At 65.0% G+C, this 17425-nt stretch carries 14 protein-coding genes; 4 read left to right on the top strand and 10 right to left on the bottom strand.

The features are described from left to right. Positions 1-27: 27 nt before the first annotated feature. The 6 genes from CH305_RS07425 to CH305_RS07400 form a co-directional block, all read right to left on the bottom strand. On the bottom strand, positions 28-1104 hold the full coding sequence (locus CH305_RS07425) for an XdhC family protein (protein WP_218828575.1): 1077 nt from the start codon (positions 1102-1104) through the stop codon (positions 28-30). Position 1105: 1 nt separating this feature from the next. Next, positions 1106-2548, bottom strand: coding sequence for an NCS2 family permease (locus CH305_RS07420; RefSeq protein WP_094703284.1), 1443 nt, complete (start codon positions 2546-2548; stop codon positions 1106-1108). A 109-nt stretch (positions 2549-2657) separates the two neighbouring features. Beyond that, positions 2658-4982 (bottom strand): xanthine dehydrogenase family protein molybdopterin-binding subunit, encoded by a 2325-nt coding sequence (locus tag CH305_RS07415; protein WP_230592393.1) that lies wholly within the window; start codon positions 4980-4982, stop codon positions 2658-2660. Next, complete coding sequence (locus CH305_RS07410) at positions 4979-6331, bottom strand: 8-oxoguanine deaminase (protein WP_037151886.1); 1353 nt, start codon at positions 6329-6331, stop codon at positions 4979-4981. The genes CH305_RS07415 and CH305_RS07410 overlap by 4 nt, the downstream gene beginning before the upstream one ends. After that, positions 6328-6801 (bottom strand): (2Fe-2S)-binding protein, encoded by a 474-nt coding sequence (locus tag CH305_RS07405; RefSeq protein ID WP_032378620.1) that lies wholly within the window; start codon positions 6799-6801, stop codon positions 6328-6330. The genes CH305_RS07410 and CH305_RS07405 overlap by 4 nt, the downstream gene beginning before the upstream one ends. Positions 6802-6803: 2 nt before the next feature. Further along, positions 6804-7670, bottom strand: a complete 867-nt coding sequence (locus tag CH305_RS07400; RefSeq protein WP_032402265.1) for a xanthine dehydrogenase family protein subunit M — start codon at positions 7668-7670, stop codon at positions 6804-6806. A 147-nt stretch (positions 7671-7817) separates the two neighbouring features. Here CH305_RS07400 and CH305_RS07395 point away from each other — a divergent pair, with 147 nt between their 5' ends. Both CH305_RS07395 and CH305_RS07390 read left to right on the top strand, forming a co-directional pair. Next, positions 7818-9323, top strand: coding sequence for a PucR family transcriptional regulator (locus CH305_RS07395; RefSeq protein ID WP_256983594.1), 1506 nt, complete (start codon positions 7818-7820; stop codon positions 9321-9323). A 14-nt stretch (positions 9324-9337) separates the two neighbouring features. Next, a complete protein-coding gene (locus tag CH305_RS07390; protein ID WP_032379396.1) occupies positions 9338-9634 on the top strand; it encodes a putative quinol monooxygenase in 297 nt (98 codons plus the stop codon). A gap of 28 nt (positions 9635-9662) precedes the next feature. On the opposite strand, the gene CH305_RS07385 is transcribed toward CH305_RS07390, so the two are convergent. From CH305_RS07385 to CH305_RS07370, 4 genes are read right to left on the bottom strand one after another with little or no spacing between them, the layout of a single operon-like run. Beyond that, positions 9663-11585: a bifunctional diguanylate cyclase/phosphodiesterase gene (locus tag CH305_RS07385; protein ID WP_256983593.1), complete on the bottom strand. Its 1923-nt coding sequence runs from the start codon at positions 11583-11585 to the stop codon at positions 9663-9665. Between the two features lie 15 nt (positions 11586-11600). Continuing rightward, positions 11601-13970: a lysylphosphatidylglycerol synthase transmembrane domain-containing protein gene (locus tag CH305_RS07380; protein WP_094703283.1), complete on the bottom strand. Its 2370-nt coding sequence runs from the start codon at positions 13968-13970 to the stop codon at positions 11601-11603. Positions 13971-13979: 9 nt separating this feature from the next. Beyond that, the gene (locus CH305_RS07375) at positions 13980-14567 is read right to left on the bottom strand and encodes a GNAT family N-acetyltransferase (protein ID WP_032402263.1); all 588 of its coding nucleotides are present in this window, start codon (positions 14565-14567) and stop codon (positions 13980-13982) included. After that, complete coding sequence (locus tag CH305_RS07370) at positions 14536-15816, bottom strand: MFS transporter (RefSeq protein WP_094703282.1); 1281 nt, start codon at positions 15814-15816, stop codon at positions 14536-14538. The genes CH305_RS07375 and CH305_RS07370 overlap by 32 nt, the downstream gene beginning before the upstream one ends. Before the next feature lie 89 nt (positions 15817-15905). On the opposite strand from CH305_RS07370, the gene CH305_RS07365 reads away from it, so the two are divergent. Further along, on the top strand, positions 15906-16220 hold the full coding sequence (locus CH305_RS07365; protein WP_032402262.1) for a helix-turn-helix transcriptional regulator: 315 nt from the start codon (positions 15906-15908) through the stop codon (positions 16218-16220). 33 nt (positions 16221-16253) lie between these two features. Then, positions 16254-17402, top strand: coding sequence for a macrolide family glycosyltransferase (locus CH305_RS07360; RefSeq protein WP_094703314.1), 1149 nt, complete (start codon positions 16254-16256; stop codon positions 17400-17402). Positions 17403-17425 lie beyond the last annotated feature (23 nt).

Raw genomic sequence — 17425 nt, 5'->3', positions numbered from 1 at the left:
GTATGAATCAGCACCACCACCAAAGGTCTACGCGTATTTGGCATTCGCCTCGTCGTGGTGGATCGGGCCGTCGGTGCGTGTCAGTGGAAGCGCACTACCCCCGCGTCGCACGGCCACGAATTCCGCCGCGATGGCCAGCGCAGTTTCCTCCGGAGTTCTCGCACCCAGGTCCAAGCCGATCGGCGACTTCAAGCGTGCGAGCTCCTGCTCGCTCAACCCGACGTCACGCAACCGAGCCGCGCGATCCTCATGGGTCCGACGCGATCCCATTGCCCCCACGAACGCCACTGGCAGTCGCAAAGCCACCTCGAGCAGCGGCACATCGAATTTGGCGTCATGGGTCAGTACACAGATTACCGTCCGGGCATCGACTGCCGTCCGCGCCAGATAGCTGTGCGGCCATTCGGTGACCACCTCGTCGGCGTCGGGAAACCGTGCAGCAGTGGCGAATACGGGTCGGGCGTCACACACCGTCACGTGATACCCGAGGAACTTGCCCACGCGGGCGAGTGCGCCGGCGTAGTCGATGGCCCCGAAGATCAGCAGCCGCGGGGCGGTTGCGTACGACTGCACGAACACGTCGAGGTCCGGCCGGCAGCGCACCGACCGGATGCCGGTGCCCCCGGAGTCCAACATCGCCAGCGCCTCACCCACGACCACGGCGTCGACGTCCGAAAAACCGGTCGTACCCATGGTCGCGGAGGACGAGACGGCGAGCGACTGCCCGGAGCCGTCGAGCATCGTCACCGTGGCTACCGCGTTATCCGACGCGATGGCCGCGAGCACGGCCCGCGGAGGGCCGAGGCGCACGAACACCTCGATCACTCCCCCGCAGGTCAAACCGACTGCAAAAGCGTCGACATCGCTGTAGCCGAACGACTCTCGCTTGGACTCGCCGGTCTCGAGAACCTCGCGACACAGCTCGTACACCGCGCCTTCGACGCAGCCACCGGAGACGCTTCCGACGGCCTCTCCGTCGGCGCAGACCGCCATCGCGGCACCCGGAAGCCGTGGAGCACTTCCGGATACCGCGATGACCGTCGCCACCGCATAGGGAACACCGGCGTGGTCCCAGGCGGTCAGACGATCGACGATCTCTTTCACGTTACGAGATTCCCAACGCTTCTTCGATGGGGTGCAGGGCGAAGTAGACCAGGAAGATTCCCGACATCAGGTACAGCAGCCAATGCGTCTGGCGTGCTTTGCCTTTGGCGAGGCGAACGAGGGTGTACGAGATGACACCCGCTGCGACTCCCACGGTGATCGAGTACGTGAAGGGCATCAGCACGATGGTCAGGAAGGCCGGGATCGCGATTTCGGTGTTCTCCCAGTCGATCTTGCGTACGTGCGTCATCATCAGCGCGCCCACCAGAACCAGCGCGGGGGCTGCTGCACCGACGGGGACCACCCCGGCCAACGGGGTGAAGAAGATCAGACTGGTCAACAGTCCGCCGGTGACGACGCTCGCGAGACCGGTTCGGGCACCCTCGGTGACGCCTGCCGCGGACTCGACGACGGCAGTGTTGGCGGATCCGTTGATCGCACCTCCGACGATGGCACCGATGCCGTCGACGGTGAGGATGCGGCTCAATCCCGGCATCCTGCCCTGCTTGTCGACCAGGCCCGCTTCCTCGCCGACGCCCAGGATGGTGCCCATGGCGTCGAAGAAACCCGAGAGCACGAGCGTGAACAGCACCACCGAGGCCGTGACGACACCTGCTCGAGCGAACCCGCCGAACAGGTCGACGTTGAAGAGCAGGTCGAATTGCGGTGTGGCGACGATGGAATCGGGCACCTTCGGTACCACCGGACCCCATGCCTCCGGTGCGATGTCGAACACCGAGTTGAGGATGATCGCAAGATTGGTGGCGACGAAGATGCCGATCAGCATCGCGCCCGGCACTCTCCGAACGAACAGCATGATCATCAGGATCAGGCCGATACAGAACACGAACACGGGCCAGCCCGCTAGCTTGCCGAACGTGCCGAGGGTGACGGCGGTTGCGGCTGCTTCGTGGTGGCCGACGAACCCGGCGTCGACCAGTCCGATGAGGGCGATGAACGCGCCGATTCCGACGCCGATCGCCTGCTTGAGCACCAAGGGGATCGCGTCCATGATGAGCTGCCGAATGCCGGTGAGGGCGAAGACGACGATGACCACGCCCTCGAGCACCACCAGACCCATTGCCTGCGGCCACGTCATGTACGGCGCGGCTTGGAACACCACGATGGGTGTCACGCCGAGGCCGGCTGCCATCGCGAGGGGCGCGTTACCGACCACCCCCATCAGGATCGTCGTCAGGCCGGCGGACAGGGCGACCATCGTCGACAGTTGCGCTGCATCGAGAGTCGCACCCGTGACATCACGGGCATCGCCGATGATCAGCGGAATGAGGACGATCAGGTACGCCATCGCCACGAAAGTGGTGACGCCGCCGCGGATCTCACGCGATACCGACGAGCCTCGGCCGGTGATATCGAAGAACTTGTCGATCTGAGATCGACCTCGTCCGCTCTTGCGAGTACTGGGTGTGTGTACATCGGTCATGATCGGCCCTCCCAGGGCGTGATCAACCTTGTCCGAGCGTGTGACGCTGACCGTGCCGGGGGAGTTGGCCTCGGGTCGCGTTGTGCTGGAGAAGGTCTCATCGAATGAATCAGGGGTTGACGATGTGTTCGGGTCGCACGGGAACTCGGGTCAAGGCGAGTCCGGTGGCGTTGCGGATGGCAGCGACGACGGCAGGCGTCGACGACAGCGTGGGCGGCTCGCCTGCGCCGCGAAGGCCATAGGGGGCCAACGGATCCGGGTTCTCGAGAATGTCCAGCTTCATGGGCGGCATGTCGAGAATGGTCGGGATGAGGTAGTCGGTGAACGACGGGTTCTTCACGAGTCCGTCGACGACGACGATCTCCTCCATCACCGCAAGGCCGAGGCCCTGGGCTGTGCCGCCGTGGATCTGGCCCTCGAGCGAGAGAAGGTTGAGGATCTTGCCGACGTCCTGAACAGCGGCCATCTCGACCACTTTCACGAGCCCGAGATCGACGTCGACGTCCACCACGGCGCGGTGGACACACAGGGCGAGCTGGGTGTGGCTCGCGCCCTGCCCGGTGACCGGATCCATTCCGCTGGTGGGGCGATGGTGGAATTCACGCGTCTGCTCGATGACTCGGTCGCCGAGCACATCCTCGATCGTCGCCAGCACACCGTCGGTGGCCGAGACGATCTTGCCGCCGTCGAGGCTCAGGTCGGCCACAGCACGCCCGAGGTACAGGCCGGCCAGGACGAACACCGCCTCGCGGACGGCCTCGCAGGCAGTCTTGACGGCACCGCCGGTCATGTACGACTGCCGTGACGCCGAGGACGATCCGGCGTTGCCCACCTTGGTGTCGGCCGGGTGGATGACAACCTTGGTGACGCCGAGTTCGGTGCGGGCGATCTGCGCCTCCAACGTCACCAGACCCTGCCCCACCTCTGCGGCAGCGGTGTGCACCAATGCCGTTGCTTCACCGCCGATCACCTCGAGACGGACGCGAGCAGTGGAGTAGTCGTCGTAGTTCTCGGAGAAGCAGATGTTCTTGATCCCGACGCCGTAACCGATCCCTCGCACGACCCCTTCGCCGTGGGTCGTCTGGGAAGCCCCACCCGGCAGATTCCGGATGTCCGACGCATCCAGCGGGGCAGGTAGTTCCATCGCTTCGGCTCGGGCGAGCATCTCGGCGAGGGGTGCCGGCGCTTCGATCACCTGGCCGGTGGCCAGGATCGAGCCCTGGCTGACGGCGTTGATCTGGCGGATCGCAACCGGTCCGATGCCGCAGGCCTCACCGAGCTTGTCCATCATCGACTCGTACGCGAAACATGCTTGTACTGCGCCGAATCCACGCATCGCACCGCATGGCGGATTGTTCGTGTACACCCCGTACGCATCGATCTCGATGTTGGGAATGATGTACGGTCCGACCCCGAGCGAGGCCGCGTTGCCGACGACGTTGAGGGTGGCCGAGGTGTACGCGCCACCGTCGAGGATGATCTCGACATCGGCGAACACGAGTTTGCCGTCGCTGGTCGCACCGTACTCGTAGTGCATTTGCGCCGGGTGGCGGTGCACGTGACCGAAGAACGACTCGTAGCGGTTGTAGACGATCTTGACGGGTTTGCCGGTGTGCATGGCGAGCATCGCGGCGTGGATCTGCATCGAGAGGTCCTCGCGGCCACCGAATGCTCCGCCGACGCCGGCGAGCGTCATCCGGATCTTCTCTTCGGGCAGACCGAGGCACGGTCCGATCTGTGCAAGGTCGTTGTGCATCCACTGCGTTGCGACATACAGGTCGATTCCGCCGTCCTCGGCCGGTACGGCCAGTCCGGATTCCGGTCCGAGAAATGCCTGGTCCTGGATCCCGACGGCGAAGTCGCTGCTGACGATGACGTCCGCGGTCGCCCGAGCGGCGGCGACGTTGCCGACGCGGACCGGCTGATGCCGCGCCACTCCGCCGCGTTCCTGCACCTTCGGGTAGTCCGGATCCAGGGCTGCGCGTCGAGCGTCGGTCAGGGGCTCGAGCACGTCGTAGACCACAACGATCTTTTCCATTGCGCGCCGGGCGGTCTCGGGATGGTCGGCGGCGATGAGCGCTATCGGTTCCCCCTCGTGTCGCACCTCGTCGAAGGCCAACACCGGCTGGTCCCACGTGTGGTCGAGTCCGAAGCATTTACGTCCCGGCACGTCCTCGTGCGTGAGAACAGCTTCGACGCCGGGTGTTGCCAGTGCCTTCGAGATGTCGACGGAGACGATCTTCGCACGGGGATGCGGGCTGCGAAGCGTTGCGCCCCAGAGCATGCCGTCGATGAACAGGTCCGAAGAATATGCGAACTCGCCCTTCACCTTCAACGTACCGTCGGGCCGCAGCGGGCTGTCGCCGACGCGGCCGCGTCCCGGTGCTGGGATGTCGGCGGGAGCTTGCCGGGGTGTAGTGGTCGGGGCGCTCACAGCACGTCCTCCGCGAGTTTCATGAGGCGACGGTGCGCATCGGCTCCGGCGCGGCCTATTTCGTCCTGCGGTGCGCTGGTCAGAACGTCGTTCTCGACGATCGTTCGTCCGCCCACCATCAAGCGAGCCAGCGGTGGCGTCTGCCCGTAGGCGAACGCCACGACCGGATCGTCCACGGCCGAGTAGAACCCGTCGGTGCGCCAGATCGCGATGTCGGCCAGCTTGCCGACCTCGAGCGAACCGATCTCGCTCTGACGTCCCAGTACCGTTGCACCGCCGATGGTTCCGATCTCGAGTGCCTGACGCGCCGTGAGTGCCGTCGGACCGTACTTGGCTCGCTGCATGTACATTGCCTGCCGCACCTCGCCGGCCAGCGGCACCATCTCGGCCGAGGCGGAACCGTCGACACCGAGGCCGACGGGTGCGCCGGCCGCGAGTAGATCGGAGATTCGGGCGATGCCTGCGCCCAGACGTGCATTGGAACTCGGGCAGTGGGCAGTGCCGGTGCCGGTGGCCGCCATCTTCGCGATGTCGGAGTCGTGCAGGTGGACGGCGTGGGCGAACCACACATCGTCACCGAGCCAGCCGACCTGCTCCATGTACTCGACCGGGGTGCAGTTCATCTGAGCGAGGCAGTGCTCCTCCTCGTCGAGGGTCTCGGCCAGGTGGGTATGCAGCCGAACACCTTTGGCGCGAGCAAGCCCGGCGGACTCCACGAGCAGCTCTTTGCTGATGGAGAAAGGCGAACAGGGTGCGACCGCGATCCGGAGCATGGAACCGAAAGAGGCGTCGTGATAGGTGTCGATGGCCTCGGCGGTGGCGGTGAGGATGTCGTCGAGCGACTCGACCACCTCGTCCGGCGGCAATCCGCCGTCGGACACGCCCCGGTCCATCGAGCCGCGGCACGGTTGGAATCGGACGCCGATGCGTTGCGCCGCATCGATCTCGGCGGCGAACAGGTCGCCTCGGCCCTTGGGGAAGATGTAATGGTGATCGGTGCTCGTGGTGCACCCCGACTTCGCCAGCCATCCCAGCCCGGCTGCGGCAGCACCGCCGACGACTTCGGCGTCCATCTTGGACCACGGCTTGTACAGTGCAACAAGCCATTCGAACAGGGTGTTGTCCTTGGCCAGACCTTGAGAGGCCCACTGGTAGAGGTGGTGGTGAGTGTTCACCAGGCCGGGGGTGACGAGGCAGCCGGACGCATCGATCGTCTCGGCCCCGGCGATGATCGGTGCCGGGCCCGATCCGATGGCGCTGATCGTGGTGCCCTCGACGACGAGATACCCGTTCGGGATTTCGTCGCCGACGATCGGGGCAATGTATGCCCCCGAGATGACGGTGGTCATTTGGCTTCGGCCTTTCGGGTTGCTGCGAGCCGCACGGCGTCGAGGATCTTCTCGTATCCGGTACAGCGGCAGAGGTTTCCGGCGAGAGACTCGCGAATCTCGACGTCCGACGGGTTGGGAACGCGCTCGATGAGATCGTGCGCCTGGACTACGAGTCCCGGGGTGCAGAAGCCGCACTGGACGGCTCCGCACTCGACGAACGCCTCCTGCATCGGGTCGAGCTTGTCGCCGTCGGCGAGGCCTTCGACGGTACGAATCTCACGGCCCTCGACCTGTCCGGCTGCCACCAGGCAGGCGCAGGCCGGGATACCGTCGAGATAGACCGTGCACGATCCGCATTCACCTTGCTCGCACGCGTTCTTGGATCCGGGAAGCCCCATGCGTTCACGCAACAGGTACAGCAGACTCTCACCCTCCCAGACGTCGTCGGCTTCCATGTCTTTTCCGTTGATGGTGCAATTGACTCGCATGTTCAGGCCACCTTCCGTGCGGCTGTGAGGTCTCGCCATGCCCAACCCAGCGTGCGCCGGGCCATCACGGAGAGGGCGTGCTTGCGGTAATCGGCAGTGCCTCGTACGTCGTCGATGGGACTTGCTGCCGCACTGACCAATCGGCCGAATTCCTCGGACACCCGCGGATCGAGGGCACCGTCCCAGTCGAGTTCGGCCGCGAGGTAGTTCTCGGCATCGTAAGCCCGACGCGGCGTCGGCGCAGCGGAGCCGAGACCGGTGCCGACGCGGCCCTCCTGCGGAAACAGTGCGATCGAGAACGAGCACACCGCAATGACCATCGCGTTGCGAGTGCCGATCTTGGAGAAGTACTGAGGTCCCGCCGCCGGCATGACGTGGAACGCACGGATCAGCTCGTCGGGCTCGCAGCAATTGCGTTTGACGCCGAGGTAGAAGTCGGTCGCTGGGATCATCCGTACCCCGCGTGCGGCCGATTCCACTTCTACTGTCGCGCCCGCAGCGAGCAAGGGCGCGTGCAGGTCACCGGCAGGAGATGCTCCGCCGAGGTTGCCGCCGACGGTGCCGCGATTGCGGATCTGCGGGGAACCGACGGTGCGGGACGCCTGTGAGATGCCGGGAAGTTTGTCTCCGAGCTCGGCGATGATGCGGACGTAGGGCACGCCTGCCCCCACCCGAAGCGATCCGTCGGGTAGCTGTTGCCATTCGGTGAGTTCGCTGATGGGGTTCAGATCCAGCAGTCCGCCCGGTCGGTGCAGATCGAAATTCATCTCGACCATGACGTCGGTGCCGCCCTGAATGGGCACCACGTCGACGTCGTCGGCCTTTGCGGCCAACGCGTCGCTCCAGGTCTGTGGTCGCAGGAAATCCATGTTCGGTGCTCCGCTCGCTGTCCATATTTCGTGTTCACCCAGTACAGCCGCCGGGAGTACCGCGAACGAGGGACAGGAACGACGAAGTATGACGCCGATCACAGTGTAGGTTTTGGAGGATCATACGAAGAGGAGGTCGATGGCACCGTGAGACTGCGTGATCTGGCCGATCTCCCCGATCTGAAGCTGCAGCCGATCGTGACTCCCGAGCATTTCGACCCGACGATCAGATGGGTCGTCACCACCGACATGCTCGATCCGAGCCGTTACCTCAGCGGCGGCGAACTGGTGTTGACCGGCTTGATGTGGCGGGCGGGCCCGGAGGATTCGAGAACCTTCGTGCGGGCGGTGTCCAAGGCCGGAATCGCGGCGCTGGCGGCCTCCGCCGGCGGTGTTGTGCCGGACGACCTGGTCGACGCCTGCCGCGAACACGGTCTGCCGCTGTTTCGAGTGCCGGCCGACATCGCCTTCGCCACGGTCACCGAAAGTGTCGTCCGGCAGCTCTCGACGGCGCGGGCGTCGGATCTGAGCCTCGTGCTGGACCGGCATCGACGCCTCGTGGCGAGCGCCGGACCCGGCGGCGGCCTGGGGCCGCTGTTGGAGATGGTGAGTTCCGATCTGGGTATGAAGTGCTGGGTCGTCGCCTCGTCGGGACGTGTTCTCGCCGGATCCGAGAACCCGCCCGACACTGCGGCCGTGGCGCGGGAGTTCATGACTTCGGTACGTCTGCCGCGGTACTGCCGAACGCAGCGGGTGTCGATCTTTCCGGTCGACGGGGAGGCCACCCCACGTGTCGTGGACTGGTTCGTCGCCTTCGAAAGCGATTGGCAGACATGGGATGTCCCGAGGACATCGCTGGCCGGGCAGTTGGCGTCGATCGTCGCCGTCGAACGCGGTCGCGTCGACGAACGCGTGTCAGGATCGGGCATCCTCGCTCAGGAATTCGTTCGCTCCATCGTGGGCGGCGCGACACCGGCGGACATCCTGGCGCAGATGCACGTCATCGGACTCGATACCGAAACACGCTATGCGGCAATCGTTGCCGCTACCTCGGGGGAGACGCTCCGGCTCGGTGAGCTGCGGCCGCTGCTACGAGAACTGCTGGCACCTCTCGACATCACGCTGGGAGTCGTCGAGAACGAGGCCATCGCTGTGGTGGAGGCGCGCACCGACAAGACCGACGCCGTTCGACGTGCCGTCCAGTCCGTCACCCCGGGATTGATCGGCAGCGGCACCACCATCGGGGTCAGCGCTCCCACCGCGGCCGCCGACATCAGAAGCGCAATCGAGGAAGCGCGCTACGCCCGCAGGCTCGCCGAGGGGCGGGGTGCGGACTGCAGCGTCGTCGGTCATGACGAATTGGCAACGTTGACAATACTTTTGGCAAATGTGCCCGACGACGTCCGCCGAATGTTCACCTCGAGGCTTCTCGATCCCCTGACGGAGTACGACGATCAGCACAACAGCGATCTCATCGCCACGCTGTCGGTCTACCTCGACACCAACGGTGCCTGGACCCGATGCGCCGAACAACTACACATGCACGTCAATTCTGTGCGGTACCGAATGCAGCGCATCGAGGAACTCACCGGCCGCGACCTGTCGCGGCTGGAGGACAGAATCGAGTTCTACTTGGCACTTCGGCTGAGATGACTAGTGTGAAGCCCATGGCCCTCATCGCAACACTGGATTTCACGTTCAAGCCCGAATCTCTTGCCGAGGCGCGTGCGTTGCTGCGCACGGTGCTTGCCGATACCCGTGCGTTCGAGGGCTGCCTCGGCGTGGAGGTGTGGGTGGACGAGGAGAACGAGGCGCATGTCGTCGCCTACGAGACGTGGGAGTCGGCCGAGGCCGATGCGAAGTACCGCGAGTTCCGCGCCGGCCCGGGCAAGATCACCGAGATGCCGCCGCTCCTGGCTGCCGCGCCTGTACTGACGAAGTTCTCCGTGGATTCGTCGATCTGAGTTCACTGCGCGATGGCGCAGCGCAACGTCACTCGATTATTTTCGCCAACGGAAGTGGCCGCCCGGTGAGGAAGCCCTGCACCATGTCGGCTCTGAGTTCCACGGCGACCTGCAGTTCCGCCTCCGTCTCGACGCCCTCCATGATGACGGTCGAGCCGATCTCGTGGGCAAATCCGATCACCGATGCAGCAGCGGCCCGTCGGACCGCGTCGGTGTCGATTCCGTGCACCAATGCGTAGTCGACCTTGAGGGTGTCGGGCCGCAGTTCGACCACCTGGCGAAGCCCGGCGAAGCCGGCACCGACGTCGTCGACGGAGATCGAGATGCCCGCCACGCGTAAGGATTCGATGGTTCGAGCGACCGCACGGTAGTCGTCGACCCGCTCGTGTTCGGTGATCTCGATGTGGAACGCTCGGTCTCTCTGGAACGGTCGTAGCTTCGCAGCCAGGTCGATGGAACGAATGGTGTCGGCAGATGCATTGAGGGAGATGAAGATTCCGCGGGGCAGAGACTCGGCGGCAACGAGGGCACGTTCGATGGCCGCAACTTCGAGGAGCGGCCCGATTCCGGCGTTGGTCGCGTCGCGAAACCACATCGTCGGCGAGCCGTAGCCGAACGGGAAGCGCGAGAGCGCCTCGTAGCCGACGACGGTAGTGGTGACGGTGTCGCAGATGGGTTGGAACACCACGTCCGGCCCACCTCGCGAGATCAGACCTTCGATGCGTGCGCGAATGTCGGCTCGCGTTCCGGTACTGCTGCCGCGCGCGCTGCCGTCGTCCCCGGCCAGCCGAGACTTGTTGCGATACATCTCGATATCGGCCAGTGCGATCAGCTTGCGCACCACCGTCGGGGTGACGGGTGCGCTCCCGAGCGATTCCACGGCAGATCCGATGCTGGTGGTGAACGGAGGTCCGGAGAACGTCTCGTCGAGACCGCTCCGGATCTTGTCGACAGTCGATTCGATGTCGCCGGGGGACCCGACGTGCACCACCACGAACTCGTCTCCGCTCAGGCGCGAGACCACCGACGTCCGCGGGACCGCGGCGGTGAGGCGCGCTGCGATCTCGATCAAGACGGCGTCGCCGGTCGGGTGACCGAACCGGTCGTTGATCTCCTTGAACCGGTCGATGTCGAGCACAGTGACGCCGATGGTCCGATCGGAAGCATCGGCGGCGTACGCGATACCGACGCCGTCGATCGCTTCGAGCAATCCACGCCGGTTGAACAGGCCTGTCAACGAATCGGTGACTGCACCCGACGCCCGAGAACGCAGGTACCGAATGTAGGCCCGCATCATCAGCGGGGTGAGGTACAACGTGACGACGGTGACCGCGGTCGCGGCCACCAGCCACGGGTTCGTTCCCTGTTTCACTGCGAGGACGGCGAGAGTGAGGACCGTCGCCATCGAGACGGCGAGGTGAGCCCACATCACTCGATACGAGCTGGCGATGACGGTGAAGACCGCCACGATGGTGAACATCATGCACCCGGTCAGCGGGACGAGGCGGTTCGTACTGCTGAACAGGGTCGCTACGACGCCGATATCGGCGTACAGAACGAAGGCGTTGGCCACGCGCGGTGACGGCCACGGCCGCAGGAACCAGGCGATCGCCACCGGAATCGTCGTCAACGAGCCGAGGAAGACGTACACGTCCAGACCCTCGTAGTGGATGCCGGTGGCAGACATGAGGACGCCGGACACACCGAACAGGAGTGTCACGAGCCCGATGAAGTAACGCACCCAACGTTCGCGTGCGGTGTTCGCGAAGTAGGTGTAGTCGTCCTCGACGCTGTCGAGAGGGATGCCGATCCCAGGTCTGTACCGCGTACGGCCTTGGGCCGTCACCACCACGGTTCCCGGTTTGGAAATGGGCTTACCTCTCCTGGGCAGATCCCCGGCCATCACGAACGCTACCAGCGCTACCAGTGGCGGGGCCGAAATCGGGCGCACCTGTCGGCCTGTGGGTCAGACCATGTCTTTCTCGGTCATCCAACGCAGCGTGGGCCACCCGAGGAACACCGGCAACCAGCAGGTCAGCACACGGTAGAGCAACACCGACGGCACTGCGATCGAGGCAGGTAGACCGAACGCCGCGAGACCGCCGATCAGTGCGGCCTCCACTGCACCCACGCCGCCGGGTGTCGGTGCGGCGGACGCGAGGGTTCCACCGATCATCGTCACGACGGTCACCGTCACGAACGTCGTACCGCCGCCGAAGGCCTCGATGCTCGCCCAGAGCGCCAGCGCTGCACCCAATGTCGTTGCGGCACAACCGAGAATGATGATCGAGAAGCGCTTGGGATCACGTGCGAGCTCGCCCAGTTCGGTGAGGACTTCCTTGATCTGCGGCCGGACGGCGACTCGAAGCCACCGGCGCAACTTGGGCACGAACATGAACGTTCCGACGACACCGAATGCGGCACCCGCGATCAGATACAGCACGGTGTTGCCGGGCACCATGTTCGACAACCCCGAGGAGGTGCCGGCGACGACGCTGAAGAAGATCAACAGGCTCACGTGCGTGATCACCTGGACCGACTGTTGCAGTGCCACAGCCGCTGTCGCGCGAACGGTACCCAATCCGCCCTTCTGCAGGAATCGCACACTCAGAGCCAGTCCTCCCACGCCTGCGGGGGTCGTCGTCGCGGCGAAGGTGTTGGCAACCTGCATGACCGTCAGATTCCAGAAGCTGACCTTGCCGAACGCGCACGCCCACAACGCAGCTCCGGCACCGACGTACGTCAGAGCAGAGACCGCCAACCCGAGCAGAACCCACCACCAGTCCACCGAACCCAGTTCGGTGACGAACGCAGGCACTGCGCTGATGAACGGGTACGCGACGTAGACCAATCCGATCAACAACACGAGCGAGATGATCTGGTTTCGGCTGAAACGAGTGACCTGTTCGGCCTCGATCTTGGCGGCCCCGGTCTGCTCGAGCACCTCGAGTCGGACGGCCTTCATCGTCGTGGCTGCATCGCGAACCGATTGACGAATCCGAGGCGGAATGGCGGACTTGGTGAGCCGGCCCGATGCCGCGATCACGGTATCGAAGCCGAGGACGCCGACGGCCGTTTCCACGGCACGGCGAGAGCCGAAAAGGTCTGCTGTGGTGAGCAACAGCTGCGCCACATCCGATTGCATCTGGGCATCCGACGCTCCCAGTTCGGCGTGCCCGTATCCGCAGAACAGAGCCCGACCCTCATGGATTCGGAGTTCGCCTCGATGCAGGTCTCCGTGCGAGATCTGGTTCTCGTGCAGGGTGTTGAGGGCCTTCCACAACGCGCTGAGGGTGGCGTCGTCGTGCTCGGCCTCGACCGGCTGACCGAGGGGCAGATCGTGCGCGTACAACGTCCACCCCCGATCGAGTGCCGCGACCGCGAGCGGATGGCTGCCCGCGGCACCCAGCCTCTCGATGGCCAAGCCCATCAGTGCTCGATGCTCGACGGCCCTGCGCATCGACGCATGGAGCGGCGCAGTTTCACTGCCACGCCGCGTGATCCATCTCCAGAACTGGCGTAGCGCGCCGCCGCTGCGCTGATTCTGCCCGTACAACTCGACCACCACATCGGCATCGGACGTGTGTGCGTTCAACACCAACGGACCCGGTCCGGCCGGACGGACGACGGTGAAGCTGTGGACGGTGACGCCGCGATCGCGGAACAGACGCAGTGCTGCGTCGAGAGGAACCTCGAGAGCCGGCGTACCGACCAGCAGCACGATGACGGCTCCGACGAGCCAGCCGACGGCCAGACCGAGCATCGAGCGAGCCGGAACGACAGTGGAGACGACCAGATGGATCGGCACGAACGCGAGCAACAGCGTCCACCATGCCCGACGCCACCGCGCGGGCAGGCCGGGGCCCGACACCGTGAGGGCCGCGGCCAACATGGCGATCCAGCGAGAGTCGTCGAGGAATTGCGACAGGAAGGTGTCGAGTCGCTCGGGAACGTCCAGGTCCCAGGTGGGGGTGGAGATTCCGGTGCCGGTGATCGACAGCGCCAACGCGGCCAGCAATGCCGCTGCCGCGTAGCCGGCGAGCAGTTTCCATTTGCGGCCGGCGATCAGGCCGATCAGGACTCCGAACGGGAGCGCGAGGATGGCGACGCCGTAGACGATGTAGACGGCGTTGGACTGGTCGGGGCTGAGCACGCCGACGATGTTCGATACCGATTCCTCGAGCGCATCCCACTGATTTCTGGTGATCAGCGAACCGGCGATGACCAGGCCGAGCAGTACCGCAGCCGACACGACCCGAATGATGTCGCTGGTTCTTCGCACCAGCGGTTGAAGCAGGTTCCCCGCTACGGGAATGTCCCGCCCATCCACACGCATGGGGTCAACCTACCGTGCAGTACGCCTGCGGAGTTCGTTGCGGACGGCGGGCCATTCGGATTCGATGATCGAGAACACGACGGTATCGCGCAACGAACCGTCGGGCATGCGTTGATGATTGCGCAGAATTCCATCCTGCTTGGCACCGAGCTTTGCGATCGCCGTGCGCGATTGCAGGTTCATCCAGTGGGTGCGAAATTCGACGGCGATGCATCCCAGCTCCTCGAAGGCATGCGTCAGCAGCAGCAATTTGCTGGCGGCGTTGGTGCCGGTTCCGTGCGCGGAGCGGGCATTCCAGGTGTACCCGATCTCGACCCGACGGTTCTTCGAGTCGACGTTGCAGAACGTCGTCGCGCCGATGATCTGGCCGGTGTCGTTGCGGCGCAGCGTGAACGGGAGCATGGTTCCGGCTTCGAGCAATCCGAGCCGACGATCGATCTCTGCCGCCATGTCCTCGGGTTTCGGCACGCTGGTGTACCAGAGGTTCCACAACTCGCCGTCGCGGGCGGCGTCGGACAGTCCTTCGAGATGGTCGTGGCTCAGCGGCTCCAGAGTCACGAGATCGTCAGCGAGGGTCACCGGTTGCAGAAAGGGCATTCGCCGACGATACGTCGGAACGTGCCGTCCGGGAAAGCGCAATGATTGCCGCAGCGGTGACGGCGACAGCGACGACGACGAGGGCGATCACCTCGGTGAAAGCGTGTGCGTAGGCATCGGCGAATCCGGGTTGCCCGGATGCAGCGGCGTCGGCGTCGATCTTGTTCGACACCCGCCCGCGGATGAGGAAGGCCAGCAGCCAGGCATAGCCGGCGACCGCGATGGCCTCGCTGCCGATGCGGAACAGGTTGAGTACCCCGGCGGCGGTGCCGCTGCTGTGCGGCGGAACTGCGGCGAGTGCCTCGCCGTCGACCAAACCGATGGGGAGTCCGAAACCGAGCCCCACCAGAATCATGGGGATCGTCACGGCGGGAAGTGGGACGCCGGGCTGCAGGGCCAGCATGCCGAGATTGCCGAGAGCGAGACAGCCCAGGCTCGCGAGAATGACGCGGCTGGGGGTCACGGCGTCGAACGTCGTGCTCAGCCGTGCCACGGTCAGCGGGGCGAGAAGAACCGGGATGGTCATCGCCAGCATGAACAGTCCGGCTCGGCCGGGAGTCATCGACGCGACTGCGCTGAGGGCGGCCGGCAGATAGGTGAGCAGGGTGACGAAACCGATGGCTCCGGCGACCGGGACCAGGCAGAGCGCGAGGAATCGACGGTTGCGCAGTAGGCCGAAATCCAGCAGACGGTTGGTGGATTCGCTTCGCAGAGCAGGCAGAGCCAGGGTGCCAACGGCCGCTATCAGCAGGACGATCGCCTGAGCGGCGAACACCCCGCGCCAGTCGACCGCGGCGATCAGCAGCCCGGAGATCGTCGGACCCAGTGCCAGCCCCAGCCCGTTCACGGTGCCGAACAGTGCGAATGCCGTGGTCCGTTCGGTCCCGTGAAAATGCAGCGACAGAATCGACGTCGAGCCCACCAGAACCGCAGCGGCACCGATACCCGCGACCACCCGCGCCCCGTCCAGTACGAGCAGGGAAGGTGCGAGTGCGCTCACCAGGCTGGCCGTGGCCGTGAGCAGTACGCCGATGCGGAACGACGTGCGGTACCCGATGCGATCCGAGACCGCACCCCAGACCACTGTGAAGAGGGCGAACGCAACGTTGAAGCCGTTGACGACCCACTGCAGTGGGGTGGGATCGGAGCCGAGATCGGCTGCGATGACCGGAAGCGCGATGGCGGTGCCCGAGATCGACATCGGCACGACGAACTGCGCTGCGAGTACGACCGGTAGAACTGCCCTCATGAATCCCCCTGCGCTTAGGTACGATGCTTTTCGTACTAGAACAGGTTTTGAGGTACGGCGCAAGTCGTACCTTGATGCGGGAGGAGCTCATGGCAGACGAGAACGGGCATCCGGAGCCCGAAGAAATGCAACTCGGTGCGGTGATGTCCGCGCTGGCGGATCCGCTGCGCCGCAAGGTGGTCACCGAACTTGTCGGCGACGACGACGGTGCCGAACGAACATGTATGTCTTTCGAGCTCGGTGTCACCAAATCGACTCTCACGCATCACTTTCGAGTTCTCCGCGAGGCGGGTCTCGTGTTCCAGGTCGACCGTGGCAACAGTCGCAAGGTCACGCTGCGCCGTCGCGAACTCGAGGATCGGTTCCCCGGCCTGCTCGATCTGATCGCCAACGAAATCCGCTAGCCCGAAACGGTCGCCCGTCGTACCGTGATGCCCATGCACATCGCAATGATCGGCACGACGGCTCCCAGTCACATCTATCCATCACTGGCCGTCATTGCCGAGCTGGTGCGGCGCGGGCATCGCGTCACCTATGCCGTGGGAGATTCCTTGCGGCACATGGTGGAACCGGCAGGCGTGGAGGTGGTCCCTTTCGAGTCGATGATGCCCGACGGAGAGGCTTCGTGGCCCGATGATCCGGCGTCGGCGATGCGGGTGTTCCTCGACGAGGCCATTGCGTCGTACCCCGTGCTCACTGCGTTCTACGACGACGATCAGCCGGACCTGTTCCTGTACGACATCGGCGGTATGACGGCACCGGTCCTCGGGGTGCGCTACGGGGTGCCTGCCGTGCAACTCTCGCCGACGTACGTGGCCTGGGCCGGCTACGCGGACGATCTCGGTGATGGGATGACCGCCATCCGAGAGTCGCCGACCGGTGCCGCGTATCGCGATACCTATGCAACGTGGCTGCGAGAGAACGACATCGACGCCGACCCGTGGGAGTGGATCACCTATCCGGCGCACTGCCTGTCGCTGATTCCGCGGGTGATGCAGCCGCATGCCGACCGGGTGGCCGACACGGTGCAGTTCGTCGGACCGTGCCTCGATCCGGTACGCCTGAGTGACCACAGCTGGACGGCACCCGAGGCACCTGTCCTGTACATCTCGCTCGGCACCGGATACAACGAGCGACCGGACTTCTATCGACTGTGTATCGAGGCGTTCGGGAAGACCGACTGGAATGTGGTGATCTCCATCGGTCGACGTGTCGATCCGGCCGTGCTGGGTGATATTCCCGCGAATATCGAAGTGCATGAACATGTTCCGCAGCTTGCGGTGCTGGACGCCACCACCGTCTTCATCACCCACGCCGGGATGGGCGGGTGCACGGAGGCGCTGTGGTTCGGCGTGCCGACCGTGGCGGTGCCGCAGGCTGTCGATCAGTTCGGCAACGCCGCAATGCTCGCCGAACTCGGGGTGGGCGTGCACCTGGACTTCGAGAAGGTCACGGCTGTGATGCTGGCAGAGGCAGTCGCCGACGCCCGCGAATTCGGTGCACGTGCAGCAGAACTCGGTGCCGAGGTGCGAGCACACGGTGGCGTCGAACAGGCGGCGAATGCGGTAGAGGCATTACGCCGTTAGGTTACGTCGCGAGCGCTCGTAGC

Source organism: Rhodococcus sp. 15-649-2-2, from assembly GCF_002258645.1.
GTDB lineage: Bacteria > Actinomycetota > Actinomycetes > Mycobacteriales > Mycobacteriaceae > Rhodococcoides.
The sequence above is the reverse complement of the archived record's forward strand: the minus strand, read 5'-3'. Positions and strand labels throughout refer to the sequence as shown.

Bases quoted from the DNA above. Each gene is read 5' to 3' on its own strand.
- CH305_RS07420 (WP_094703284.1), bottom strand. From the start codon at position 2,548: ATGACCGATGTACACACACCCAGTACTCGCAAGAGCGGACGAGGTCGA.
- CH305_RS07365 (WP_032402262.1), top strand. From the start codon at position 15,906: ATGGCAGACGAGAACGGGCATCCGGAGCCCGAAGAAATGCAACTCGGT.
- CH305_RS07410 (WP_037151886.1), bottom strand. From the start codon at position 6,331: ATGACCACCGTCATCTCGGGGGCATACATTGCCCCGATCGTCGGCGAC.
- CH305_RS07360 (WP_094703314.1), top strand. From the start codon at position 16,254: ATGCACATCGCAATGATCGGCACGACGGCTCCCAGTCACATCTATCCA.
- CH305_RS07405 (WP_032378620.1), bottom strand. From the start codon at position 6,801: ATGCGAGTCAATTGCACCATCAACGGAAAAGACATGGAAGCCGACGAC.
- CH305_RS07400 (WP_032402265.1), bottom strand. From the start codon at position 7,670: ATGGATTTCCTGCGACCACAGACCTGGAGCGACGCGTTGGCCGCAAAG.
- CH305_RS07370 (WP_094703282.1), bottom strand. From the start codon at position 15,816: ATGAGGGCAGTTCTACCGGTCGTACTCGCAGCGCAGTTCGTCGTGCCG.
- CH305_RS07375 (WP_032402263.1), bottom strand. From the start codon at position 14,567: ATGCCCTTTCTGCAACCGGTGACCCTCGCTGACGATCTCGTGACTCTG.
- CH305_RS07380 (WP_094703283.1), bottom strand. From the start codon at position 13,970: ATGCGTGTGGATGGGCGGGACATTCCCGTAGCGGGGAACCTGCTTCAA.
- CH305_RS07390 (WP_032379396.1), top strand. From the start codon at position 9,338: ATGGCCCTCATCGCAACACTGGATTTCACGTTCAAGCCCGAATCTCTT.